The sequence below is a fragment of the Pseudomonas sp. TE6283 genome (assembly GCF_054060555.1).
In genome coordinates this window covers 100,740-123,049 of sequence record NZ_JBSSDH010000002.1, presented here as the reverse complement: position 1 = coordinate 123,049, position 22,310 = coordinate 100,740, and the positions used below count along the sequence as shown (strand labels likewise).

Genomic DNA, 22,310 nt, shown 5'->3' with positions numbered 1-22,310 from the left:
CCGTCCACGCGCACAGCCCACCTACAAAAGGAACAATCCATGAACAGCAGTATCACGGCGGGGGCGGTGGCGAGCGCGCCGGGCTTCCTGTCGAAGGAGCGCATCATCGCCCGCCCGGGCTTCAACCGTTGGCTGGTGCCACCGGCGGCCCTGGCGATTCACCTGTGCATCGGCATGGCCTATGGCTTCTCGGTGTTCTGGCTGCCGCTGTCCCAGGCCCTGGGTGTCAGCGCGCCGGTGGCCTGCGCCGCCGACATGGGCTTTGTCGCCCGCCTGTTCAGCGCCGAGTGCGACTGGCCAATCTCCATGCTCAGCTGGATCTACACCCTGTTCTTCGTGTTCCTCGGCTGCTCGGCCGCGGTGCTCGGCGGCTGGCTGGAGCACGCCGGCCCGCGCAAGGCCGGCCTGGTATCGGCGCTGTGCTGGTGCGGTGGCCTGCTGATCTCGGCGATCGGCGTGAAGACCCACCAGTTGTGGCTGATGTGGCTGGGCTCGGGGGTGATCGGTGGGATCGGCCTGGGTCTGGGCTACATCTCGCCGGTGTCGACGCTGATCAAGTGGTTCCCGGACAAGCGCGGCATGGCCACCGGCATGGCGATCATGGGCTTTGGCGGGGGTGCCATGGTGGGCGCGCCGCTGGCCACCGCGCTGATGGGCCATTTCTCCAGCCCGACCGAAGTGGGCGTATGGCAGAGCTTCGTTGCCATGGCCGCGATCTACTTCGTGTTCATGACCGCCGGTGCCCTGGCCTACCGCGTGCCGCCGACCGGCTGGAAACCTGAAGGCTGGACGCCGCCGGCGAAGAAGGCCAACGCCATGGTCACCGACCGTCACGTGCATGTCAGCGTGGCCTGGAAGACCCCGCAGTTTGCCCTGGTGTGGCTGGTGCTGTGCCTGAATGTGTCGGCCGGTATCGGCATCCTGGGCATGGCCTCGCCGCTGCTGCAGGAAGTGTTTGCCGGCAAGCTGCTGGGCAATGAGCTGACCTTCAGCGAGCTGAACGCCGCGCAACTGGCGCAGATCGCCGCCATTGCTGCCGGCTTCACCGGGCTGCTGAGCCTGTTCAACATCGGCGGACGCTTCTTCTGGGCGTCGTTCTCCGACTACATCGGCCGCAAGAACACCTACTTCGCCTTCTTCGCCCTGGGCGTGGGGCTCTACAGCCTGGTGCCGAACATGGGGCACATCGGCAACGTGGCGCTGTTCGTGGCGGCGTTCTGCATCATCCTGTCGATGTACGGCGGCGGTTTCGCCACCGTCCCGGCGTACTTGGCCGACCTGTTCGGCACTCAGATGGTCGGCGCCATCCATGGTCGCCTGCTGACGGCCTGGGCGGCGGCCGGCGTGCTCGGCCCGGTGCTGATCACCTACCTGCGCGAGGCGCAGCTGGCGGCGGGGGTGGAGCGGGCAGCGGCCTACGACATGACGTTGTACATCCTCGCCGGCCTGCTGGTGCTGGGCTTCATCTGCAACATGCTGGTGCGGCCGGTGGCGGACAAGTACTTCATGACCGATGCCGAGCTGGCTGCCGAGCGAGCGCTGAGCCATGACAAGGGCGTGGATTCGGCGCGCTCGCTGGAGTGGCATGCGGCGCCGGGCAGTCTGCCATTGGTGCTGCTGGCCTGGGCCGTGGTGGTGATTCCGCTGGCCTGGGGGGTTTGGATCACCTTGCAGAAGACGGCGGTGCTGTTTCACTGAGTTGGCTGGCCCTGGGGGCGCTTTGCGCCCCTTTCGCGACACAAGTCCGCTCCCACAGGAGCCTCGTAAGCCTGAAGGTACGCAATGCCTGTGGGAGCGGCCTTGTGTCGCGATGGGCTGCGAAGCAGCCCCCAAAGGTACTTGTATAGACCTGTAGGCCCGTCCCGCCCCCGTAATTACTAGCCCTGCCATATGTCATCCGCGTTTCAAGCCGGCGCGTTCTGGGCCTATAATGGAGCCCTTTTCGCCCAATGATTTTGCGGAGCTGGTGATGGTCGAACGTAAGGCTTCCGTCGAGCGCAATACCCTGGAAACCCAGGTCAAGTGCTCGATCAACCTCGATGGCAGCGGCAAGGCCCGATTTGAAATCGGCGTGCCTTTCCTTGAACACATGCTCGACCAGATCGCCCGGCATGGGCTGATCGACCTGGACATCGAGTGCAAGGGCGACCTGCATATCGACGATCACCATACCGTCGAGGACGTCGGCATCACCCTCGGCATGGCGTTCGCCCAGGCCATCGGCGACAAGAAAGGCATCTTCCGCTACGGCCATGCCTATGTGCCGCTGGACGAAGCGCTGTCGCGCGTGGTCATCGATTTCTCCGGGCGCCCGGGCCTGCAGATGCATGTGCCCTACACCCGCGCCACCGTCGGCGGCTTCGATGTCGACCTGTTCCAGGAGTTCTTCCAGGGCTTCGTCAACCACGCCCTGGTGACCCTGCACATCGACAACCTGCGTGGCCACAACACTCACCACCAGATCGAGACCGTATTCAAGGCTTTCGGCCGCGCCCTGCGCATGGCCGTCACCCTCGACGAGCGCATGGCCGGGCAGATGCCGTCCACCAAAGGGTGCCTGTAAATGCAGACGGTAGCCGTAATCGACTATGGCATGGGCAACCTGCACTCGGTGGCCAAGGCCCTCGAGCACGTGGGCGCCGGCAAGGTGCTGGTGACCAGCGACGCTGCGCTGATTCGTGAAGCCGACCGCGTGGTGTTCCCCGGCGTCGGCGCGATCCGCGACTGCATGGCCGAGATCCGCCGCCTGGGCTTTGACAGCCTGGTGCGCGAGGTCAGCCAGGACCGTCCGTTCCTCGGTATCTGCGTGGGCATGCAGGCGCTGCTCGACCACAGCGAAGAAAACGATGGCGTCGAGTGCATCGGCCTGTTCCCCGGCCAGGTGCGCTTCTTCGGTAAAGACCTGAAGGAAGACGGCGAGCACCTGAAGGTGCCGCACATGGGCTGGAACGAAGTGAGCCAGACCATCGACCACCCGCTGTGGCATGACATCCCTGACCGGGCGCGCTTCTACTTTGTGCACAGCTACTACATCAACGCCGGCAAGCCGGGCCAGGTGGTTGGTCGCGGCCATTATGGCGTCGACTTCGCCGCCGCGCTGGCCGATGGCTCGCGCTTCGCCGTGCAGTTCCACCCGGAGAAGAGCCATACCCATGGCCTGCAGCTGCTGCAGAACTTCGTCGCCTGGGACGGGCGCTGGTAAATGAGCCGATCGAAGACCAAGGCCCCGATCATCACGCTGACCCCGGAGCAGGAGCGCGAGGCGCTCGACACGCTCAAGCGCTTCCTCGAAGACCGCTTCGAGCTGCAGTTGGGGTCGTTCGAGGTGGCCGAGGTCCTCGAGCTGTTCAGCAAGGAAATTGCACCCCACTACTACAACAGGGCGATTGCCGATGTTCAGCTGCACCTCAAGGAGCGGTTCGAGAGTATCGAAAGCGACCTGTGGGCGCTCGAAAAGCCCTGAACCCAACGAACAAGACAGGTTGCCAAGATGCTGATTATCCCTGCTATCGATCTCAAGGACGGTGCCTGCGTACGCCTGCGCCAAGGCCGCATGGAAGACTCCACCGTATTCTCCGACGACCCGGTGAGCATGGCCGCCAAATGGGTCGAGGGTGGCTGCCGCCGCCTGCACCTGGTCGACCTGAACGGCGCCTTTGAAGGCCAGCCGGTCAACGGTGAAGTGGTCACTGCCATCGCCAGGCGCTACCCGAACCTGCCGATCCAGATCGGCGGCGGCATCCGCTCGCTGGAAACCATCGAGCACTACGTCAAGGCCGGCGTCAGCCACGTGATCATCGGCACCAAGGCGGTCAAGCAGCCCGAGTTCGTCGCCGAAGCGTGCAAGGCCTTCCCGGGCAAGGTCATCGTCGGTCTTGATGCGAAAGACGGCTTTGTCGCCACCGACGGCTGGGCCGAAGTGAGCTCGGTGCAGGTCATCGACCTGGCCAAGCGTTTCGAGGCCGATGGCGTCTCGGCGATCGTCTACACCGACATCGCCAAGGACGGCATGATGCAGGGCTGCAACGTGCCGTTCACCAAGGCCCTGGCCGAAGCCACCTCGATTCCGGTGATCGCCTCGGGCGGCATCCACAACCTGGGCGACATCAAGGCCCTGCTGGACGCCAAGGCCCCTGGCATCATTGGCGCCATCACCGGCCGCGCCATCTACGAAGGCACCCTCGACGTCGCCGAGGCCCAGGCCTTCTGCGACAACTATCAAGGCTAAGGAGCGACCATGGCACTGGCCAAGCGCATCATCCCTTGCCTGGACGTGGACAACGGCCGGGTGGTCAAGGGCGTCAAGTTCGAGAACATCCGCGATGCCGGCGACCCGGTGGAGATCGCCCGCCGCTACAACGAGCAGGGCGCGGACGAGATCACCTTCCTGGACATCACCGCCAGCGTCGATGGCCGTGACACCACCCTGCATACCGTCGAGCGCATGGCCAGCCAGGTGTTCATCCCGCTGACCGTCGGCGGCGGCGTGCGTACCGTGCAGGACATCCGCAACCTGCTCAACGCCGGTGCCGACAAGGTGTCGATCAACACCGCGGCGGTGTTCAACCCGGAGTTCGTGGGCGAGGCGGCGGACCGTTTCGGTTCGCAGTGCATCGTCGTCGCCATCGACGCGAAGAAAGTATCCGGCCCGGGCGAAGCGCCGCGCTGGGAGATCTTCACCCACGGCGGACGCAAACCCACCGGGCTGGATGCGGTGGAGTGGGCGAAGAAGATGGAAGGGCTGGGGGCCGGTGAAATCCTGCTGACCAGCATGGACCAGGATGGCATGAAGAACGGCTTCGACCTGGGGGTTACCCGGGCGATCAGCGATGCGCTGGGGATTCCGGTGATTGCCTCCGGTGGCGTGGGCAACCTGCAGCACCTGGCCGACGGGATTCTGGAAGGGCATGCCAGCGCGGTGCTGGCGGCCAGTATCTTCCACTTTGGCGAGTACACGGTGCCTGAGGCGAAGGCCTATATGGTTTCGCGTGGGATCGTCGTTCGCTGACAGAGCGCTGGGAGGGCTTCGCCCTCCTTTCGCGGCACAAGGCCGCTCCCACAAGTACAGCACTGCGCCTGAGGCTGGCGTCGTGCCTGTGGGAGCGGCCTTGTGTCGCGAAAGGGCCGCGAAGCGGCCCCAGAGGCATCACCCGTGGTTCTTGCCAAGCAAGGCATGGTAAAGCTCGGTATCCCCGAGAATCCCCACCACCTTGTCGTTATCCTGCAGCACCAGCTTGTTGCCGGTCTGGTAACGAATCTGCAGCGCCTCGCGCATGCCGATATCGGCGTGCACCACGGTCGGCCTGCGCTCCAGCAGCTCCACATCCTGCCCTGGTGCCCAGTTCTGCATATCCAGCCCGTTCTGGCCCTGGCGCGCGCGCTTGATCGAGCCTCCCTCGCCGAGGTCCAGCCATGAGTCGATCCCCGGGTCCAGGCACACCGAGCCGTTGACTCGCTTGCACTGGTCCAGGCTGCGCATCAGGCTGCGGCCGCACAGCACGTTGAGCGGGTTGGTGTGGGCGACGAAGGTACGCACGTACTCGTCGGCCGGGTTGAGCACGATGTCTTCCGGCTTGCTGTACTGGATGATCCGCCCGTCCTTCATGATCGCGATGCGGCTGCCCAGCTTCAGGGCCTCGTCGAGGTCGTGGCTGACGAAGACGATGGTCTTGCTCAGCTTGCTCTGCAGGGCCAGCAGTTCGTCCTGCAGGCCCTGGCGGATCAGCGGGTCAAGGGCCGAGAACGGTTCGTCCATCAGCAGGATGTCGGCGTCCATCGCCAGCGCCCGGGCCAGGCCGACGCGCTGCTGCATGCCACCCGAGAGTTCATCCGGCTTCTTGTTGCGCCACTGGGTCAGGCCCACCAGCTCGAGCTTTTCATCCACCAGCTTGCGCCGTTCCTTCTCGGGACGGCCCTGCATCTCCAGGCCAAAACTGATGTTCTCGCGCACCGTCAGCCAGGGCATCAGGGCGAACTTCTGGAACACCATGGCGATGCGCTTGGTGCGCATCATTTTCAGCTCCGCCGGGGTGCAGTGGGCGATGTCGATATGCTTGCCTTCATGCTCGACGAACAGCTTGCCGCGGCTCACGGTGTTGAGGCCGTTGATGCAGCGCAGCAAGCTGGATTTGCCCGAGCCGGACAGGCCCATCAGCACGCAGATCTCGCCCTTGTTGATGTCCAGGTTGGCCTTCTCGACACCGACCACCAGCCCGGTTTGCTTGAGGATCTGCTCGCGGGTCTTGCCCTGGTCGAGCAGGGCCAGCGCCTCGCGCGGCTTGCTGGAGAAGATGACGTCGACGTCTTCGAAACGAATGATGCTCATGCCTCACCCCTTACCGGCAGCTCCGGTTGCTTGCAGATACGGTCGAGCATGATTGCCAGCAGCACGATCGCCAGGCCCGCTTCGAAGCCCAGGGAGATATCGGCGGTGTTCAGTGCGTTGACCACGGGTTTGCCCAGGCCGTCGGCGCCCACCAGGGCGGCAATCACCACCATCGACAGCGACAGCATGATGCATTGTGTCACGCCGGCGGCGATGCTCGGCATGGCGTGGGGCAGTTCGATACGGGTCAGCAACTGGCGGCGCGAGCAACCGAAGGCCTTGCCGGCGTCCATCAGTTCCTGCGGCACGTCGCAGATGCCCAGATAAGTGAGGCGGATGGGCGCGGCGATGGCGAACACCACGGTGGAGATCAGCCCCGGCACCACGCCCAGGCCGAACAGGGTCAGGGTCGGGATCAGGTAGACGAAGGTGGGCACGGTCTGCATCAGGTCCAGTACCGGGCGCATGGCGGTGTAGAACATTGGTTTGTGCGCGGCGGCGATGCCCAGCGGCACGCCGATGACCACGCAGACCACCGTGGCGAAGGTGACCTGCGCCAGGGTTTCCATGGTTTCCTGCCAGTAGCCCAGGTTGAGGATCAGCAGGAACGACAGGGCGACGAAGACGGTGAGGGCCCACTTGCGCTGGATCAGGTGCGCGAGGGCGGCGAACAGGGCGATGAGCACGAACGGGTTGAACCAGGTCAGGGCGCTGGTGACCCCATGGATCATGAATTCCAGGCCTGCGGCGATGGCGTCGAAGTAACTGGCGCCGTTCTGGGTCAACCATTCGACGAATGAGGCGATGTACTGCCCCAGGGGTATTTTCTGATCGATAAGCATGATAGCGAGCTTCCACCTGCAAAGATTGAAATCAGTCCGGGGCGGGCACGGTCCCGCCCCGAGGTGTTGCCATTGCGTCTTGCGTTATTGCGTCAGTTTGGCCTTGGCCGCCTCGAGGCCGGGCTTGCCGTCCACGGTGGTCACGCCGGCCAGCCAGGCATCCAGCTTGCCAGGGTTGTCCTTGAGCCATTTCCTGGCCGCCGCCTCGGGTTTCATCTTGTCGTCCAGGACATAGCCCATCATGGTGCTTTCATCCTTGAGCTCGAACGACAGGTTCTTCAGCAGCTGGCCGACGTTGGTGCATTCCTGCGCATAGCCCTTGCGGGTGTTGGTGAGCACGGTGGCCTTGCCGAAATCGGGACCGAAGTAGGCGTCCCCGCCGGTCAGGTACTGCATCTTGAAGCGGGTGTTCATCGGGTGTGGTTCCCAACCGAGGAACACGATCGCCTCGTCGCGCTTCTGCGCCCGGTCGACCTGGGCGAGCATGCCGGCCTCGCTGGACTGCACGATCTGGAAACCGGCGTCCTTCAGGCCGAAGGCGTTGTCGTCGATCATCTTCTGGATGGTGCGGTTGCCGTCGTTGCCGGGTTCGATGCCATAGATCTTGCCCTTGAGTTCCTGCTTGAACTTGGGCAGGTCGGCGAAGTCCTTCAGGCCCTTGTCATACAGGGCCTGGGGCACGGCCAGGGTGTACTTGGCGTTCTCCAGGTTGGCGCGCACGGTCTCGACGGTGCCGGCGTCGCGGTACTGCTTGATGTCGTTCTCCATGGTCGGCATCCAGTTGCCGAGAAACACGTCCAGGTCCTTGCCGGTGGCCAGCGACTTGTAGGTCACCGGTACCGAGATCATGGTGGTGTGGGTCTTGTAGCCCAGGGCTTCGAGCACGACGCTGGTGGTCGCGGTGGTGACCGTGATGTCGGTCCAGCCGACATCCGAGAAACGCACCGTCTGACACTGCTCGGGTTCGGCGGCCTGGGCCAGCAGCGGAGCGGACAGCAACGCGACCAGCAACAGCTTGGGTGAAGCTTTCATGGATGGACTCCTGTGATTTTATCTTCGGGTTCGCGTGGGTCGCCGGGCGTTCTCAGGGCTCCGGTCGACCAGGCCTGCAGAGGGCAGGATGCGAGGCCGTGCAATACGAGTCGCTTTCGATAATCCTCCAGCGTTCGGCAATCGCCTACTGGTGGCGTCGTATCCAGTACAGGACGGGTCGCATCCAGTACGGACGATGTCGCAACTGGATTTTTCCACCCCCCGGCCTCGGTTTTTGCGGCGTCCCGGCGCTGGAAAACGGCGCACGCAGGGCCGGTGCAGGGGCGGCGCTGCTGGACAAAAGTACGTCGGTTGCAGACGGCGAGTGGGTGGGCAAAAGCCCGATGATGCGAGCATTCCGAGGCGGCTCGAGCTTTCAGCCTAGCAGTTGCGCAAGGCGGTGTTCGGCGCTGCGAGACAAGCCCATCAAGAGGTGATGCGACAATGGCCATCAGCGTGTTCGACCTGTTCAAGATCGGTGTCGGGCCTTCCAGCTCACACACCGTAGGCCCCATGCGCGCCGGTGCGCTGTTCGTCCAGGGGCTGCGCGAACGCGGCGAGCTGGAGCGAGTACGGCGCATCGAGGTGCGGCTGTATGGCTCGCTGTCGGCCACCGGCGTCGGCCACGGCACCGACAACGCCACGATCATGGGCCTGATGGGCGAATGGCCCGACGCCATCGACCCCGGCCAGATCACTCCGCGCATCGCCGACCTGCGTGAAACCAACGTGCTCAAGCTCGACAACCGCCTGCCCATCGAATTCGTCTGGGCCCGCGACATGCTGCTGCTGGACGAGAACCTGCCGTACCACCCCAATGCCATGACCCTGATTGCCGAAGGCGAGGCGGGCGAGCTGCACCGCGACACCTATTACTCGGTGGGCGGCGGCTTTGTGGTCGATGCCGCCCAGGCCGCCAGCGGTGTGCTGGACGCCGACCAGACCGTGCTGCCCTACGACTTCGACAGCGCCGCCGAACTGCTGCGCCTGTGCAAGCAAAACGACCTGCGCGTGTCGCAATTGATGCTGGAGAACGAAAAGGTCTGGCGCAGCGAAGCCGAGATCCGTGCCGGCCTGCTCAAGCTCTGGCAAGCCATGCAGGAGTGCGTGAACAACGGCCTCAAGCATGAAGGCATCCTGCCCGGCGGGCTCAATGTGCGTCGCCGCGCCGCCCGCCTGCACCGCAGCCTGCAGGAGCTGGGCAAGCCCAACGTGATCGGCTCGACCATGAGCGCCATGGAGTGGGTCAACCTGTTTGCCCTGGCGGTCAACGAAGAGAACGCCGCTGGCGGGCGCATGGTCACCGCGCCCACCAACGGTGCGGCGGGCATCATCCCGGCGGTGTTGCACTACTACATGCGTTTCTCCGATGCGGTGGATGAGTCCAATGTTGTGGACTTCTTCCTCGGCGCGGCGGCGGTGGGCATCCTGTGCAAGAAGAACGCCTCGATCTCCGGCGCCGAAGTCGGTTGCCAGGGCGAGGTCGGCTCGGCTTGCGCCATGGCCGCGGCGGGCCTGGCCGAAGTGCTGGGCGCGACGCCCGCGCAGCTTGAGAACGCCGCCGAGATCGCCCTGGAACACAACCTCGGCTTGACCTGCGACCCGGTCGGTGGCCTGGTGCAGGTGCCCTGCATCGAGCGCAACGCCATCGCTGCGGTGAAGGCGATCAATGCCGTGCAGATGGCCTTGCGCGGTGATGGTGAACACTTCATCTCGTTGGACCAGGTGATCCGCACCATGCGCGACACCGGCGCCGACATGCATGACAAGTACAAGGAAACCTCCCGTGGGGGCTTGGCGGTCAGCGTCATCGAGTGCTGATGCGCCGTTCCGGCCCACGCGTGACCGATGCGCCACATTCTGGCGCACTGGTTGTCTTCTACCGGCCGTCGCCTGTCGTTACCAGCAGGTTGGTTGTCGGTGACACTTAAGTCTGTCGCATCTGGGCAACCTTCCCACAAGTGCTACCGAATTGCTCAGAGGTGACGCGCAGAGGCGCTGGCCCGCCTGTTTGCGTTTGACCTGACGCTCATCACCCGGGCTGCTGGAAGGCGCATGCCGACGTCGCTTTTGGGTTTTATTGGATGGGCGTTCAAATTCAGGCATGCCATTTGCGTTGAGATTGGCAAAGCCCCTGCATACGAAACGGGGCCATTACAAGAACAGTGCTCGCCTGAGGCACCCCCTGCATTGTGTGAGGAGAAATCGCGATGACGTCGTACACCTCCGGGACCCCAACCCAGAACCGCACAGCACCCCAGTCCATCGGCTTTCTCCTGCTGGACAACTTCACCCTCATCTCGCTGGCCTCGGCCGTCGAACCCCTGCGCATGGCCAACCAGCTGTCCGGCCGCGAGCTGTATCGCTGGCACACGCTGACCGTCGACGGTGGCCAGGTATGGGCCAGCGACGGCCTGCAGATCACCCCGGACGCGGCAATGCACAACGCGCCGCCCATGGACACAGTGATCGTCTGCGGCGGCGTGGGCATCCAGCGCACCGTCACCCGCGAGCACGTCACCTGGCTGCAGGCCCAGGCCCGCCAGTCACGTCGCCTGGGCGCGGTGTGCACCGGCAGCTGGGCGCTGGCCTGCGCCGGTCTGCTCGACGGTTTCGACTGCAGCGTGCACTGGGAATGCCTGGCGGCGATGCAGGAAGCCTACCCGCGGGTGAACATGAGCACCCGCCTGTTCACCCTCGACCGCAACCGCTTCACCAGCTCCGGCGGCACCGCGCCGCTGGACATGATGCTGCACCTGATCAGCCGCGATCATGGCCGCGAGCTGTCGGCGGCGATCTCCGAGATGTTCGTCTACGAGCGCATCCGCAACGAGCAGGATCACCAGCGCGTGCCGCTCAAGCACATGCTCGGCACCAACCAGCCGAAGCTGCAGGAAATCGTCGCGCTGATGGAGGCAAACCTCGAAGAGCCGATCGACCTCGACGAACTCGCGGTGTACGTATCGGTGTCGCGCCGCCAGCTCGAGCGATTGTTCCAGAAGTACCTGCATTGCTCGCCGTCGCGCTACTACCTCAAGCTACGCCTGATCCGGGCGCGGCAACTGCTCAAGCAGACGCCGATGTCGATCATTGAGGTGGCGTCGGTGTGCGGGTTCGTGTCCACCCCACACTTCTCCAAGTGCTACCGCGAGTACTTTGGCATTCCGCCGCGTGACGAGCGCGTGGGTTCGAACACCACCCAGCAGGTGGCGATGATGCCGATCCCGCAAGCCATGGCCCTGTCGCCGCACAGCGGGCCGATGGCGGCGCTGAGCCAGGCGCGCAACGAGTCGACCTTTGCCAGTGTGCGCCTGTAGACGCGGGCTTATTTGACAAGCTTGTGGGAGCGGGCTTGCCCGGCGATGGTTCAATCGCGGGGCAGGCCCGCTCCCACAAATCTTGCGGCCACTCTTTTCGATGGCCTCATGCGCGTGTTGTATTGTGCCAACGTCGGCAACAACTGCTTGTCGATGGCCTGGCGCACCGCCGGCGTGCCGGTGTACATCTTCTCCACCCTATCCTTGAGCGTCCTCCCGTTGAGCTCGGTCAGCCCTTGCGCCCCTACCTCGCAAGGCTAAATTAAGTAGTCCATGACTATTTAGTCTGGTCGCTCAGTGCGTCCGGGCTTTTTCATGAACTAGACCTGGTATTTTTACTAGTTGTGAAGATCGATTGTTGGGCAAATAATTTATTGACGTGAGTGTTCGAGTGTTTGTCTTGGCGGGGTAGTTGGCATTTTTTGTACCAGTATTTGACTGGCTTACTTAAGGCTGGCGCACTCGTTAAATGCGGTGAGCTCATCGAGGGATAGGAAAAATGAAGGGGCGATTTTATTGCTTTGCATCAATTTTGGCACTGGCTAGCTTCATGGTGGAGGCGGCGGCTGCCTCGGAGGCATTGGCTGACAAAAAGTCGTCCAGCGAACTGGTGTTGATACTATATGCAGAAGCGAATTTGAAGGGGGCAAGTTGTTCTATTTCTTTTGAGAATCCCATAGAGACAAGGGGTGTTTGTGATGGCTTTAAAGGAAAAAATATTGGGTCGTTGTCTATGGGGCGGCTTCCTAATAGCGATATGACACTTTGTTTGTTGACTGATTCACAAGATCCTGAAGTAGGGGCTGCGTTGTGTATACAAGGTTCGAGGGATGGTGATGCGAATAGAGTAGATAGGGCGTTTCTTTCGACGTGGCCACCGATCACAGAGGCTCTTAGGCCATATATTGCCGTAAAAAACGATCCACGTTTGTATAAAGATGTCACTAAAGTGATTTATTCGGCTGAAAGGGCCGCCACGGTGGCGATGTCTCCGCGGGTAGGTGACGATCCTTTGTGCACGTTCGCCGTTAAACAATGGGGCGAAGTTGATGTCAGGGCAAAGTGTCCTGGTACAGATTTTTTAAAGACGGATCTTCGCCTGAACATCTCCGAGAATCCCGGGAATAGAAAATTATGTTTTAACGGGCGCACCAGTTCTGATAGCACTTGCTACAGCACAACTAAACCGGAATATGAGGTGCCGGAGCTGGGCGGGCCGGCCAGGGGCGGGGGTGTGGAGTTTGAGGTGAAGGGGGATGTCAGAGGTAAACTGCAGAAGGTGAAGTACTAGGCTCTATACGAAAGAGATGTTGCAAACAGCGCATGGTACAAGCCAGTGAGGTAATGGCGGCGTAGCTTTTCGCAGTGTGTCGAAGCATGCCACATTCAGCCAGCCAAGCATGCGTTTGATAATTGTGCGCCGGAGCTATTTGGATCAATCAATTTGCCTGGGTAAGGCAGTTTGGGTTTTGCTTTGTCTAGCGCAGAGGGAAGAGGCATGACCATGAAATCCAATAAAATCATGGCGATGGTTGGGGCTATGTTGTGCATGGCGTCATTCGCTCTATGGGGCGCACAGCCCAGCGTCAAAGGTGATTATGACTTCATTATGCAATTTAGACTATTTGACGGTGATCGTAAGGAGCTTTGCAAAGTCAAACACTGGGAACTCGGTGAGACGACGTCTTGCGCATGGTCTGGCAAACCTGCTGAGGCCCTGGAACTTTTTGCCGGCACTGATGATCGAGCCTATGGCTTCGGTCGCGTGTGTGGGAATAAACCGACAGGAGAAAGCCTGTTTTGCTTATTCTTTGACCTGACCGGAGGCGGTTACGGTGATGAAGGTTTTGTCACGCTCCGTGAACAGCACGAAAGTCATAGCATGGTCTTTTATGGGTTTTTGCCTTCTCCCTACGTTTCCCCAGTCGAGTTAACCTATGAGCCTGGGAAAATTTTCGTGAAACTGTATTCTTCTCAGAATATGCAGGGAGAACATCTTTGTACAGTTGAAGTCGGAGTCGACGACTCGAAGCCGGCCTGTAACGATAGCGGTGCGCGCGCGCACTCTGCAAAGATCATTGGACTTCCGAAAAATAGAAAGGTCTGTTTTCGAGCAGTGAAGGATGAGGCCAATCGGTGCTATGAGCCCAGTAGCTCCTTGGCTGGTGTATATGCAATTTCTATTCCGGACCTGAATAGCACGGACGTGCCTGGGGCAAAGGTAACGAGTAAAGGTGATGTATTAGCAACCAAATTGTACAGTATTGACATGTTGCAATAACGCTCGTTTGCCGGAAGGAGGTCGCTTGAGCATTACTCGGCCAACTGGAAACTTGAGGAACTGGCTATATGGGAAGGGGTAGCATCACCCAACTTGCGGGCGGGTGTCCAGCCACATCCACTTGCACAGCCCTCAAGGTTTTCAAGTAAGCAGGCGGCGGCAAACTGGCGAGCATTGTGCAGACATGCAAGCTCAGAATGTTTGGCCAGCATTGCCGGGCGATGATCGGCCCGACACCGCGTGTTGTTCTTGCAACACCACCGTGACACGGTGATGCCTCGGTGGGGATGAGTCCATTCAATTACAATGCGCCAGTCATATCTTCAGGCGCGCTTGTTGAACTGCGCCAACGCCGGCAGCAACTGCTTGTCGATGGCCTGGCGCACGGCCGGAAGGATGGTCGCGCTGCCGGTATACATCTGCTCGACCATGCCCTTCAGGGCCCGGGCATTGGGCTCGGTCAGTCCGCGTATCACGACCTCGCAGGCCTGCTCGGCGCTGGCTCCGGCCGGAATGTCGAAACCCCGCGAACGCAGTTGGCCCAGCAGGTCGTCCTGGTCGATCAAATCCGCATGCATCATGACTAATGTCCTTCGCCGCTGTTGTTTGCCATCGATTCTGTGTCTGACGCGTCTGGACGGCAAGGGCGGATCGTCGCGATGGCCGCTTTGGCTAAGAACAGGTCGTTTACGGCTAAATCGCAGGGGAAGGAAGGACGCACACTGACATCATTCACGGCGCAGAGGGCTTGGTCACCCTGACTTTACGCACAGTGGATGTTGCTCGCTCTTGGCCCCGGATGCTCACGGCTTCCGGGGTTATTTTTTGGCTACCTGATAATTTTGCCAGTTGTCCACCACCGTGCCGGTCGCTCTAATGAGGTAATTCGGAAAGGAGCAGCGGCATGTACCCATTAATTCGGATAGCGTTAATTATTACTCTTCTATCAGCTTGCTCTCCGGCCAATAAACTTTCAGCGCCGACGGCCCATGCGAATCCAGTGCTCTTCGAACTTGGGCCTGTGATGGAGCACGAAGCTTGGCTTGGTATGCAGCGCAAACGAAATTTCTCATCTTATCTGAATGACTTGCTTGATGATCCTGTCAATCAGGAAATTCGCGGGGTAACTGTCTTTCCGGAACGTGTCGGGCCAGAAACCATCGTAATTTCGGTGGAGCTGCCGGGTGAAAAGCCACTGCAATATCAGCTCCGTTGGTTCAATAGTGACAAGCCAGGCAGGTCTTATTGGTATGGCGACATTCTATCTGATCGCAAGCTACGTTTCTCTTCTTCCGCAGAAGTTGACGTCGATCCGGCAAGTTGGGCTTCGCTGGTCCGCTATGGCGACAAGGTATTTGGAGAGATACGTGTGGACGGACAGCTTTACCGGCTCGATTATATCGGAGCAGGGCAACAGGTGCTGATAAGGGTCGACCCATCGAAACAGGCGCACGTCCAGTCTTGTCTTCAGGTAGAAGACCCCGATCCGGGCCCCGTCGCGCACGCTGCTGTGCGGCAACAGGACGTGCAACCGGCGGCCGTCAGTACTATTCGGGTAATGATGATGAGTACGGTTGAAGCCCGTGCGGGTTTTTCGCGGCGACCCGCAGACTACCCTAGCCTGTCAGACATCATGGAAGACCATCTGATTTTTGCTAATCGGCAGTTACAGAACAGTGGAGTCGAAATACAGTATGAATTTGCCGGATATACTGAAAGTATCGCTAGCGAGAAAGGCCTGACGCCCATCGCGGTCTTGAACTTGATCCGTATGAATGGCAGCGATGTGTATGCTCAGATGCAGGCTGCGCGTGAACGCTTGAGCGCCGATCTGGTGCTCACCGCCATCATCGACCCAACGGTGTTCGGAACGTATTACCTGGCGAATCGTAGAGAAACTGGATTCAGCACCTGGAACATATTGGGCGGTTACTTGGACATGGGGCATGTTCTGGGTCACAACATAGGCGGCGAGCATTACTGGAGACCAGGCGCTCCAAAGCTTCCTGGACCGCCCTATCAGTACGGTTATCTGCTTCCCGGCGGCAATGCAAGAACCATAATGACGGATTATGAGGACTGCCGGGGCTGCACGAGGCTCAACGTCTACTCGAATCCGAGCAAGCAATGGCAGGGTATACCGTTAGGTACGAAAGAGAGCTACGACGTGGTGCGTCGAATGAATGAGCAGCGGGAGATCATAGAGAATTTTTATCCTTGATGACTTATTTTCAAGGCGCAATAGGGATTCTCAAGAAGCTTTTCAAGGCGGATGCGGTGATGAAAGTGCTTTTGGAAATGGCCCTCTCTAGGAAGGGCCGGTTTACAAAAAATCTGTTCACTCAATGCCTGGCAAGTGAGATGGATCGGCCTATCCAATCAAGAGAGAGGGTGTAATCCTGCGTTTCTACCAGTCGTTTCAATTGGTCCTTGCAGTCATCACCAAACGGCGCCGATTTCGGCCCTGTCAGGTCAACATGCAGCAGCATCTGCTCACTGGCCGCCAACGCCTCGTCAAACCCCTCCCGGTGCAGGCTGTGGTAAAGGTGCAGGCGCTTCCTGTCGAAGCCGATGATTTGTGTCTGTACCCACACCTCGGTATCGAGTTTCACCTCGTGCAGGTAGTTGATGTGCGCCTCCAGGGTGAACAGCGAATGTCCGCTCTGGCCCCTTGCATCGGCATCCAGGCCGATGCGCTCCATCAGCGCATCGGTGGCGTAGCTGAAGATCAGCAGGTAGTAGGCATCGCGCAGGTGGCCGTTGTAGTCGACCCATTCTGGCGACACCCGGGTACGGTAGGTGATCAGGGCGGGCATCGTTTTCTCCTCAGTCGCCGAAGGCCATGCCGTGCTTGGCTTTGCTGGTTTTCACCGCTTCCAGTACCGCCAGCAGTGTGTCATCACGATAGCGCTCCAGGGCCGCGATGCTGCGCTCGCCCAGCTGTTCCGAGGTGCCTTCCACCACATCGTCGATCAGCTTGTCGGTCAGCTCCGGTGCCGGCAGGTACGTCCAGGGCAGCTTCAGCGCGGGGCCGAACTGGGCCATGAAGTGGCGCATGCCGGCGTCGCCGCCAGCCAGGGTATAGGTAAGGAAAGTGCCCATGAACGACCAGCGCAGACCGGCGCCGAAGCGGATCGCGTCGTCGATCTCGCCGGTGCTGGCGACGCCGTCGTTGACCAGGTGCAAGGCCTCGCGCCAGAGCGCTTCGAGCAGGCGGTCGGCGATAAAACCGGGGACTTCCTTGCGCACATGCAATGGGCGCATGCCCAGCGTGGTGTAGATGGTTTTCGCCGCTTCGATGGCGTCGGGGCTGGTGTTTCGGCCGCCGACGATTTCCACCAATGGCAGCAGGTACACCGGGTTGAACGGGTGGCCCACCACGCAGCGCTCGGGGTGGGTGGCCGATTCATAGAACTCGCTGGGCAGCAGGCCCGAGGTGCTGCTGGCGATGATCGCATTCGGCTTGGCGGCGGCGCTGATCTTCGCGTGCAGGTCGAGCTTGAGGTCCAGGCGTTCGGGGGCACTCTCCTGGATGAAATCGGCGTCGCGCACGCACGCCTCGATGGTGGCGACGAAAGTCAGGCGATCCTGTGAGGCGCCGGGTGCCAGACCTTGCTTCTGCAGGGCCGGCCAGGCATTGGCGATACGTTTGCGCAGCATGGCCTCGGCGCCGGGCGCAGGGTCCCAGGCAATCACGTCCAGGCCATGGGCCAGGGCACGGGCGACCCAACCGCTGCCGATTACGCCGCTACCCAGGGCGGCGAAGGTCTTGATCTCGGTGATGAAAGGCATATCGGGCTCCTGTAGGGATCTTAGCGACGCTTGAGATTCATCTTTTCCCGGCCTTCTGCCGGGCTGAGCACGCGGGCACCCATGCGGGTGATGATTTCCGCCGCCCGTTCCACCAGCTGGCCGTTGCTGGCCAGCACGCCACGGTCCAGGTACAGGTTGTCCTCCAGCCCGACCCGGACGTTGCCGCCGAGCAGCACCGCCTGGGCGGCCATGGGCATCTGCATGCGGCCGATGCCGAAGCCGGCCCAGGTGACGTTGGCCGGCAGGTTGTCGACCATCGCCTTCATGGTGGTGGTATCCGCCGGGGCGCCCCATGGGATGCCCAGGCACAGCTGGAACAGCGGGTCGTCCAGCAGGCCTTCCTTGATCATTTGCTTGGCGAACCACAGGTGACCGGTATCGAAGATCTCCAGCTCGGCCTTCACGCCCAGCTCGGTGATGCGTTTGGCGCCTGCGCGCAGCTGGGCCGGGGTGGACACGTAGATGGCATTGCCGTCGCCGAAATTGAGGGTGCCGCAGTCGAGGGTGCAGATTTCCGGCAGCAGCGCCTCGACGTGGACCAGGCGCTCCAAGGGTCCGATCAGGTCGGTGCCTGGGCCGAACGTCATGGGCGACTCGCCCGGGCCGATCTCCAGGTCACCGCCCATGCCGGCGGTGAGGTTGACGATGATGTCCACGTCAGCCTCGCGGATGCGCTCCATCACTTCGCGATAGAGGTTGACGTCGCGGCTAAAGCGGCCGGTTTGCGGATCGCGAACGTGGCAGTGGACCACGGTGGCGCCGGCCTTGGCGGCCTCGACGGCGGATTCGGCGATCTGTTTCGGGGTGACCGGGACCAGGTGGCTTTTGGCGACCGTGTCGCCGGCACCGGTGAGGGCGCAGGTGATGATGACGTCGTGGTTCATGGTGGATTCCTTTTTGTGACTATGGACCGGATCTCTGTAGGAGCGGCCTTGCGTCGCGATAGGGCCGCGCAGCGGCCCCAGGATTTATGTGGTGGCGTTGAAGTCCGGGGGCCGCGTTGCGGCCCTATCGCGACACAAGGCCGCTCCTACACCGATCGGGTTGACCTGTCGGTGTGCGAGTAGGCGATGAGGTTCTGTCAGTTGGCCGTGAGCTTGAGGTTTTCCGCGGCGGGTTTGCCATCGAAGGTGGTTACACCCTCGAGCCAACGGGCCTTGTCCTCAGGGTGGTCCTTGAGCCACTGGCGGGCGGACTCCAGCGCGTCCTTGTGATCGAGCAGCGGCTGCATCATCCGGCTCTCGTCCTCGGCGCTGAAGTTCAGGTTGGCCAGCAGGCGGTGGGCGTTGGGGCAGCGTTCGGCGTAGTCCGGCGCGGTCACCGTCCACACCGTGGCGCGGCCTTCGTCCGGCCCCAGGGCGTCCTGGCTGTCGCCGAGATAGACCATGTCGATGTTCACGTTCATTGGGTGCGGCGCCCAGCCGAAGAACACCACCGCTTCCTTGCGTCGTACCGCTCGGTCCACCGCGGCGAGCATCCCGGCCTCGCTCGACTCGACCAGCTGGAACTTGCCCAGGTCGAACTGGTTCTTGCTGATCATCGCCTTGATCTGGGTATTGGCGCCGGAGCCTGGCTCGATGCCGTAGATCTTGCCGCCCAGCTGCTTTTCGAACTTGTGGATGTCGGCGAAGGTCTTCAGGCCTTTGTCGGCCAGGTATTTCGGCACGGCCAGGGTGGCGCGGGCGTCTTCCAGGCTTGGCTTGTCGAGCACCTTGACTTGGTTGGCCTGGATGAATGGGGTGATGGTCTGGGTCATGATCGGGTTCCAGTACCCGAGGAACATGTCCAGCCGCTTGTCGCGAATACCGGCGAAAATGATCTGCTGCGAGGCGCTGGTCTGCTTGGTCTGGTAGCCCAGACCATCGAGCAGCACCTGGGCCATGGCGCTGGTGGCGATGACGTCGGTCCAGTTGACCACGCCAAGGCGCACGTTCTTGCAGGCCGCGGGCTCTGCGGCGAAAAGCGGGGAAGTGGCGATGCTGCTCAGGGCAAGGGTCAACAGGCTGCGGCGGATCAAGCTGTGCATGGTGGCTCTCCATCGGCAGTGCATATTGTTATGAGGTTCGGTCTCTCTGGACCGTGTGAACACCTTACGCTGCCGGCAGGGTGAAAAATCGCACACTGACGACCAACAATTGCACTGTAGCGACCCGTTTGTCGTTAAGAGTACTACCTCCCGGTCATGCTTTAACCTTTATTTATGAGACTCGACGTTCACGTAAGTGCGTAGGGGCAAAAAAGTATGATACGTGAGGGGTGAAGGTAGGGTGTGTCCTTCGTTGAAGTCTGGAAGTTCAAAATCCCCTGTGAAGCTCCCATTTATCATAAGATAGTTCAGAATGGGCCCTACAAGATTCAGCGTACTGCCGCTATAGTTGCGAACTTTCATGGATTTGACAGGCAAAAGTAAATAATCCGAGCATAGTTGAGTCGTGTGGCCAACCGTGAGTGTGAGGGTGCACGATTTCCCTTGGTAATTTGCGTTGGTGTATACGGTTATTTCCATTGACGACCCTTCAGGTGGTGCGGGTGGTTCAAGGGTGTCTATGTTATATTTCCACTCGCCCGCATCGTTGAAGTCAGCAAATGCGTTGACCTGCATCACCTTGACATCCCAATAAAACAGCACAGTCAGGAATGATCGCGCAAGTAACGCGCCGTCTTGGAATACTGGCACTTTCCCCAGTTTCCGCACTTGCCCGAGTGAACCGTGCAAGTGGCCAGCGAAAATGGCAACGACCTTGTTGTCGGCGGCCAATGATGACAGCGCTTTTACCTCGGCTTCGTCACTGACCATCTTGTGCATGTTAATTATTGTATATTTTCCGCGCTGCTTCGCTGCCTGTAGGTCGCTGCGCAGCCAATTCATGGACGAGGTGATGTTGAAGTGGGTTTTTGTAGGAGCGCCTGACGAGAAATTCTTGGTGTAGTTTGGTTGGAGGTTGAGTTGAACGATGTGAATGTTGCCGACGTCCAGCGAATAGGCGAGAGAGCCGGAGTGCGTTCTTGAGCTTGCATTATAGTTGTAATCAAAATTGACCCCCGTGCCATTATTCTTGATCGCGCTGACCCACTGTATGTGATCGCAGACGGCATCCCGGGCGCAGCCATTGTTGGCGCAGTCGCCAACATTTTGATCGTAATCGTGATTGCCCAATCCTGGGAGCATGAGGGGGCCGTTTTCGTATCCCATTTTTCTCATGCGCTCGCGCATCGCGCTACGTTCATTGCCATGGCCATAATCTGTCATGTCGCCATTCACCAATAGCGGAATATGGTAACTGCCCTGGCGCTGCAATTTGAATATTCCGGTCCAGTTCTCGCTGAGGTTGAGTTTCCACTTGGCCTCGTCCACCTCTTCTTCATATGGGTTGCGCTTGGTCATGGCACGGAACGGTTGTGGGTCCGAGGCAATAACGATTTTTTGTAGTGTAGGACTCGGGTTTTGCCAACCAGGGCGAATATAGCTGGCGAAGTCATCGGTTGGGGTGCTTTCGCATCCTGCGACCATCAAAGCAGATGAGCCGGTCAGCGCTTTGGTTTGGTCAGTATTGTCTGGGCTGGTGCATGCTGCCAGCTGTAGAGTTGTCAGTATCACGGCCAGCTTTCTCAGTAGGCTAATGGTGCTCATGGCAAGTTTCTCGATATGAGGTGTGATTGATTGTGGGCAACCAGCACATGGCAGGCAACTGGCAGAAATATCAGGTGTGACCGGCCTGGATACCCTCGAGGAGCATGTAAATGTTGCAACTGATTAAGTTCCTGCTGCTGCCGGGGTTCTCGGCTATTGGCTTCATCAGCGCCCTGGAGCCGCTGCGGGTGGCCAACCGCTTCAAGGGCCCGTCCTATCGCTGGCAAGTGCTGAGCCTGGATGGCGGAGCTGTGCAGGCGAGCAATGGCATGTCAGTGAACGCCGATGCAGCGCTGGCGGAGAGTGAGCCGGCTGGCATCCTGCTGATCGTGGCCGGCTTCGAGCCGCTGGCCTGCTATGGCCCGCCGCTGCAGCAGGCATTACGCCGGCTGGACCATGATGGGGTCATTTTGGGCGGCATCGACACCGGCGCGGTGGTGCTGGCCGAGGCCGGCTTGCTCGACGGCCACCGCGCCACCGTGCACTGGGAAGCGCTGGAGGCGTTCAAGGAGAACTACCCGAGCCTACAGGCGACCCAGGAGCTGTTCGAGATCGACCGGCGGCGCATCACCTGCGCAGGCGGCACGGCGTCGATCGACCTGATGCTCGACCTGATTGCCCAGGCCCATGGCAGCGAGCTGGCGGTGCAGGTGTCGGAGCAATTTGTGCTCGGGCGTATCCGCCAGCGACAAGACCACCAGCGCATGCAAATTGCAAGCCGCTATGGCATCAGCAACAAGAAGCTGGTGAAGGTGATTGGCGAAATGGAACGTAATATCGAGCAGCCGCTCAATACCCAGGTGCTGGCCGATGCGGTGCAGGTGACACGGCGGCAACTGGAGCGGTTGTTTCGTTTGCATCTGGACGACACGCCTAGCGGCTTCTATTTGCGGTTGCGGTTGGATAAAGCCAGACAGTTGTTGCGCCAGACCGATATGAGCGTGCTGGAGGTGGGTGTGGCGTGCGGGTTCGAGTCGGCTTCGTATTTTACCCGGTGCTACCGGGCGCGGTTCGAGCGGTGTCCGCGGGAAGACAGACGATTGGTCGTGTCATGAAGTGAGCATTCGCG

The 22,310-nt window shown here is 60.7% G+C and carries 21 protein-coding genes and 1 pseudogene; 12 read left to right on the top strand and 10 right to left on the bottom strand.

What is annotated here, in order from left to right:
• Positions 1-39 precede the first annotated feature (39 nt).
• From ACVWZ5_RS04135 to hisF, 6 genes are all read left to right on the top strand, one after another.
• Positions 40-1,698 carry an OFA family MFS transporter gene (locus ACVWZ5_RS04135; protein WP_062572540.1) on the top strand — a complete coding sequence of 553 codons (1,659 nt, stop codon included), beginning with the start codon at positions 40-42 and terminating at the stop codon, positions 1,696-1,698.
• A 271-nt stretch (positions 1,699-1,969) separates the two neighbouring features.
• Positions 1,970-2,563 carry an imidazoleglycerol-phosphate dehydratase HisB gene (gene hisB, locus ACVWZ5_RS04130; RefSeq protein ID WP_028688464.1) on the top strand — a complete coding sequence of 198 codons (594 nt, stop codon included), beginning with the start codon at positions 1,970-1,972 and terminating at the stop codon, positions 2,561-2,563.
• Positions 2,564-3,202, top strand: a complete 639-nt coding sequence (gene hisH, locus ACVWZ5_RS04125) for an imidazole glycerol phosphate synthase subunit HisH (protein WP_062572541.1) — start codon at positions 2,564-2,566, stop codon at positions 3,200-3,202.
• Entirely contained in the window at positions 3,203-3,463 is a 261-nt protein-coding gene (locus ACVWZ5_RS04120; RefSeq protein WP_096048918.1) for a DUF2164 domain-containing protein, read from the top strand.
• 27 nt (positions 3,464-3,490) lie between these two features.
• Positions 3,491-4,228 carry a 1-(5-phosphoribosyl)-5-[(5-phosphoribosylamino)methylideneamino]imidazole-4-carboxamide isomerase gene (gene hisA, locus ACVWZ5_RS04115; RefSeq protein ID WP_062572543.1) on the top strand — a complete coding sequence of 246 codons (738 nt, stop codon included), beginning with the start codon at positions 3,491-3,493 and terminating at the stop codon, positions 4,226-4,228.
• A 9-nt stretch (positions 4,229-4,237) separates the two neighbouring features.
• Positions 4,238-5,008 carry an imidazole glycerol phosphate synthase subunit HisF gene (hisF, locus tag ACVWZ5_RS04110; protein WP_062572544.1) on the top strand — a complete coding sequence of 257 codons (771 nt, stop codon included), beginning with the start codon at positions 4,238-4,240 and terminating at the stop codon, positions 5,006-5,008.
• 138 nt (positions 5,009-5,146) lie between these two features.
• Here the strand turns inward: hisF and choV are convergent, their stop codons facing one another.
• The 3 genes from choV to ACVWZ5_RS04095 form a co-directional block, all read right to left on the bottom strand.
• Complete coding sequence (gene choV / locus ACVWZ5_RS04105; protein WP_062572545.1) at positions 5,147-6,325, bottom strand: choline ABC transporter ATP-binding protein; 1,179 nt, start codon at positions 6,323-6,325, stop codon at positions 5,147-5,149.
• On the bottom strand, positions 6,322-7,170 hold the full coding sequence (gene choW, locus ACVWZ5_RS04100; protein WP_172402369.1) for a choline ABC transporter permease subunit: 849 nt from the start codon (positions 7,168-7,170) through the stop codon (positions 6,322-6,324). Before choW ends, choV begins: the two co-directional genes overlap by 4 nt.
• An 81-nt stretch (positions 7,171-7,251) precedes the next feature.
• Positions 7,252-8,199 carry a choline ABC transporter substrate-binding protein gene (locus ACVWZ5_RS04095; protein ID WP_062572546.1) on the bottom strand — a complete coding sequence of 316 codons (948 nt, stop codon included), beginning with the start codon at positions 8,197-8,199 and terminating at the stop codon, positions 7,252-7,254.
• A 444-nt stretch (positions 8,200-8,643) separates the two neighbouring features.
• Here ACVWZ5_RS04095 and ACVWZ5_RS04090 point away from each other — a divergent pair, with 444 nt between their 5' ends.
• Together ACVWZ5_RS04090 and gbdR are read left to right on the top strand one after the other, a co-directional pair.
• Positions 8,644-10,020: an L-serine ammonia-lyase gene (locus ACVWZ5_RS04090; protein WP_084941140.1), complete on the top strand. Its 1,377-nt coding sequence runs from the start codon at positions 8,644-8,646 to the stop codon at positions 10,018-10,020.
• 389 nt (positions 10,021-10,409) lie between these two features.
• Positions 10,410-11,516, top strand: a complete 1,107-nt coding sequence (gene gbdR, locus ACVWZ5_RS04085; RefSeq protein ID WP_062572548.1) for a choline metabolism transcriptional regulator GbdR — start codon at positions 10,410-10,412, stop codon at positions 11,514-11,516.
• Positions 11,517-11,566: 50 nt separating this feature from the next.
• Here the strand turns inward: gbdR and ACVWZ5_RS04080 are convergent.
• Positions 11,567-11,770, bottom strand: a pseudogene (locus tag ACVWZ5_RS04080) (hypothetical protein); the annotation flags it as partial.
• 245 nt (positions 11,771-12,015) lie between these two features.
• On the opposite strand from ACVWZ5_RS04080, the gene ACVWZ5_RS04075 reads away from it, so the two are divergent.
• Together ACVWZ5_RS04075 and ACVWZ5_RS04070 are read left to right on the top strand one after the other, a co-directional pair.
• A complete protein-coding gene (locus tag ACVWZ5_RS04075) occupies positions 12,016-12,807 on the top strand; it encodes a hypothetical protein (RefSeq protein ID WP_457340426.1) in 792 nt (263 codons plus the stop codon).
• Positions 12,808-13,014: 207 nt separating this feature from the next.
• Positions 13,015-13,797 carry a hypothetical protein gene (locus ACVWZ5_RS04070; RefSeq protein WP_155721625.1) on the top strand — a complete coding sequence of 261 codons (783 nt, stop codon included), beginning with the start codon at positions 13,015-13,017 and terminating at the stop codon, positions 13,795-13,797.
• A 323-nt stretch (positions 13,798-14,120) separates the two neighbouring features.
• Here the strand turns inward: ACVWZ5_RS04070 and ACVWZ5_RS04065 are convergent, their stop codons facing one another.
• Positions 14,121-14,378: a hypothetical protein gene (locus ACVWZ5_RS04065; RefSeq protein ID WP_028688456.1), complete on the bottom strand. Its 258-nt coding sequence runs from the start codon at positions 14,376-14,378 to the stop codon at positions 14,121-14,123.
• A 323-nt stretch (positions 14,379-14,701) separates the two neighbouring features.
• On the opposite strand from ACVWZ5_RS04065, the gene ACVWZ5_RS04060 reads away from it, so the two are divergent.
• The gene (locus ACVWZ5_RS04060) at positions 14,702-16,018 is read left to right on the top strand and encodes a hypothetical protein (protein ID WP_301142484.1); all 1,317 of its coding nucleotides are present in this window, start codon (positions 14,702-14,704) and stop codon (positions 16,016-16,018) included.
• Between the two features lie 121 nt (positions 16,019-16,139).
• Here ACVWZ5_RS04060 and ACVWZ5_RS04055 read toward each other — a convergent pair whose 3' ends face one another.
• The 5 genes from ACVWZ5_RS04055 to ACVWZ5_RS04035 form a co-directional block, all read right to left on the bottom strand.
• A complete protein-coding gene (locus ACVWZ5_RS04055) occupies positions 16,140-16,613 on the bottom strand; it encodes a thioesterase family protein (RefSeq protein ID WP_062572550.1) in 474 nt (157 codons plus the stop codon).
• A 10-nt stretch (positions 16,614-16,623) separates the two neighbouring features.
• Positions 16,624-17,589 carry an L-carnitine dehydrogenase gene (locus tag ACVWZ5_RS04050; protein ID WP_062572551.1) on the bottom strand — a complete coding sequence of 322 codons (966 nt, stop codon included), beginning with the start codon at positions 17,587-17,589 and terminating at the stop codon, positions 16,624-16,626.
• Between the two features lie 20 nt (positions 17,590-17,609).
• On the bottom strand, positions 17,610-18,494 hold the full coding sequence (locus ACVWZ5_RS04045; RefSeq protein ID WP_186599674.1) for a BKACE family enzyme: 885 nt from the start codon (positions 18,492-18,494) through the stop codon (positions 17,610-17,612).
• Positions 18,495-18,691: 197 nt separating this feature from the next.
• Positions 18,692-19,636 carry a choline ABC transporter substrate-binding protein gene (gene choX / locus ACVWZ5_RS04040; protein ID WP_062572553.1) on the bottom strand — a complete coding sequence of 315 codons (945 nt, stop codon included), beginning with the start codon at positions 19,634-19,636 and terminating at the stop codon, positions 18,692-18,694.
• Positions 19,637-19,804: 168 nt separating this feature from the next.
• A complete protein-coding gene (locus tag ACVWZ5_RS04035) occupies positions 19,805-21,241 on the bottom strand; it encodes a metallophosphoesterase family protein (RefSeq protein ID WP_457340425.1) in 1,437 nt (478 codons plus the stop codon).
• A gap of 110 nt (positions 21,242-21,351) precedes the next feature.
• Between ACVWZ5_RS04035 and ACVWZ5_RS04030 the strand changes: the two genes are divergently transcribed.
• On the top strand, positions 21,352-22,296 hold the full coding sequence (locus tag ACVWZ5_RS04030) for a GlxA family transcriptional regulator (protein WP_062572555.1): 945 nt from the start codon (positions 21,352-21,354) through the stop codon (positions 22,294-22,296).
• Positions 22,297-22,310: the final 14 nt, after the last annotated feature.

Bases quoted from the DNA above. Each gene is read 5' to 3' on its own strand.
- ACVWZ5_RS04135 (WP_062572540.1), top strand. From the start codon at position 40: ATGAACAGCAGTATCACGGCGGGGGCGGTGGCGAGCGCGCCGGGCTTC.
- hisB (WP_028688464.1), top strand. From the start codon at position 1,970: ATGGTCGAACGTAAGGCTTCCGTCGAGCGCAATACCCTGGAAACCCAG.
- hisH (WP_062572541.1), top strand. From the start codon at position 2,564: ATGCAGACGGTAGCCGTAATCGACTATGGCATGGGCAACCTGCACTCG.
- ACVWZ5_RS04120 (WP_096048918.1), top strand. From the start codon at position 3,203: ATGAGCCGATCGAAGACCAAGGCCCCGATCATCACGCTGACCCCGGAG.
- hisA (WP_062572543.1), top strand. From the start codon at position 3,491: ATGCTGATTATCCCTGCTATCGATCTCAAGGACGGTGCCTGCGTACGC.
- hisF (WP_062572544.1), top strand. From the start codon at position 4,238: ATGGCACTGGCCAAGCGCATCATCCCTTGCCTGGACGTGGACAACGGC.
- choV (WP_062572545.1), bottom strand. From the start codon at position 6,325: ATGAGCATCATTCGTTTCGAAGACGTCGACGTCATCTTCTCCAGCAAG.
- ACVWZ5_RS04095 (WP_062572546.1), bottom strand. From the start codon at position 8,199: ATGAAAGCTTCACCCAAGCTGTTGCTGGTCGCGTTGCTGTCCGCTCCG.
- ACVWZ5_RS04090 (WP_084941140.1), top strand. From the start codon at position 8,644: ATGGCCATCAGCGTGTTCGACCTGTTCAAGATCGGTGTCGGGCCTTCC.
- gbdR (WP_062572548.1), top strand. From the start codon at position 10,410: ATGACGTCGTACACCTCCGGGACCCCAACCCAGAACCGCACAGCACCC.
- ACVWZ5_RS04075 (WP_457340426.1), top strand. From the start codon at position 12,016: ATGAAGGGGCGATTTTATTGCTTTGCATCAATTTTGGCACTGGCTAGC.
- ACVWZ5_RS04070 (WP_155721625.1), top strand. From the start codon at position 13,015: ATGACCATGAAATCCAATAAAATCATGGCGATGGTTGGGGCTATGTTG.
- ACVWZ5_RS04065 (WP_028688456.1), bottom strand. From the start codon at position 14,378: ATGATGCATGCGGATTTGATCGACCAGGACGACCTGCTGGGCCAACTG.
- ACVWZ5_RS04060 (WP_301142484.1), top strand. From the start codon at position 14,702: ATGTACCCATTAATTCGGATAGCGTTAATTATTACTCTTCTATCAGCT.
- ACVWZ5_RS04055 (WP_062572550.1), bottom strand. From the start codon at position 16,613: ATGCCCGCCCTGATCACCTACCGTACCCGGGTGTCGCCAGAATGGGTC.
- ACVWZ5_RS04050 (WP_062572551.1), bottom strand. From the start codon at position 17,589: ATGCCTTTCATCACCGAGATCAAGACCTTCGCCGCCCTGGGTAGCGGC.
- ACVWZ5_RS04045 (WP_186599674.1), bottom strand. From the start codon at position 18,494: ATGAACCACGACGTCATCATCACCTGCGCCCTCACCGGTGCCGGCGAC.
- choX (WP_062572553.1), bottom strand. From the start codon at position 19,636: ATGCACAGCTTGATCCGCCGCAGCCTGTTGACCCTTGCCCTGAGCAGC.
- ACVWZ5_RS04035 (WP_457340425.1), bottom strand. From the start codon at position 21,241: ATGAGCACCATTAGCCTACTGAGAAAGCTGGCCGTGATACTGACAACT.
- ACVWZ5_RS04030 (WP_062572555.1), top strand. From the start codon at position 21,352: ATGTTGCAACTGATTAAGTTCCTGCTGCTGCCGGGGTTCTCGGCTATT.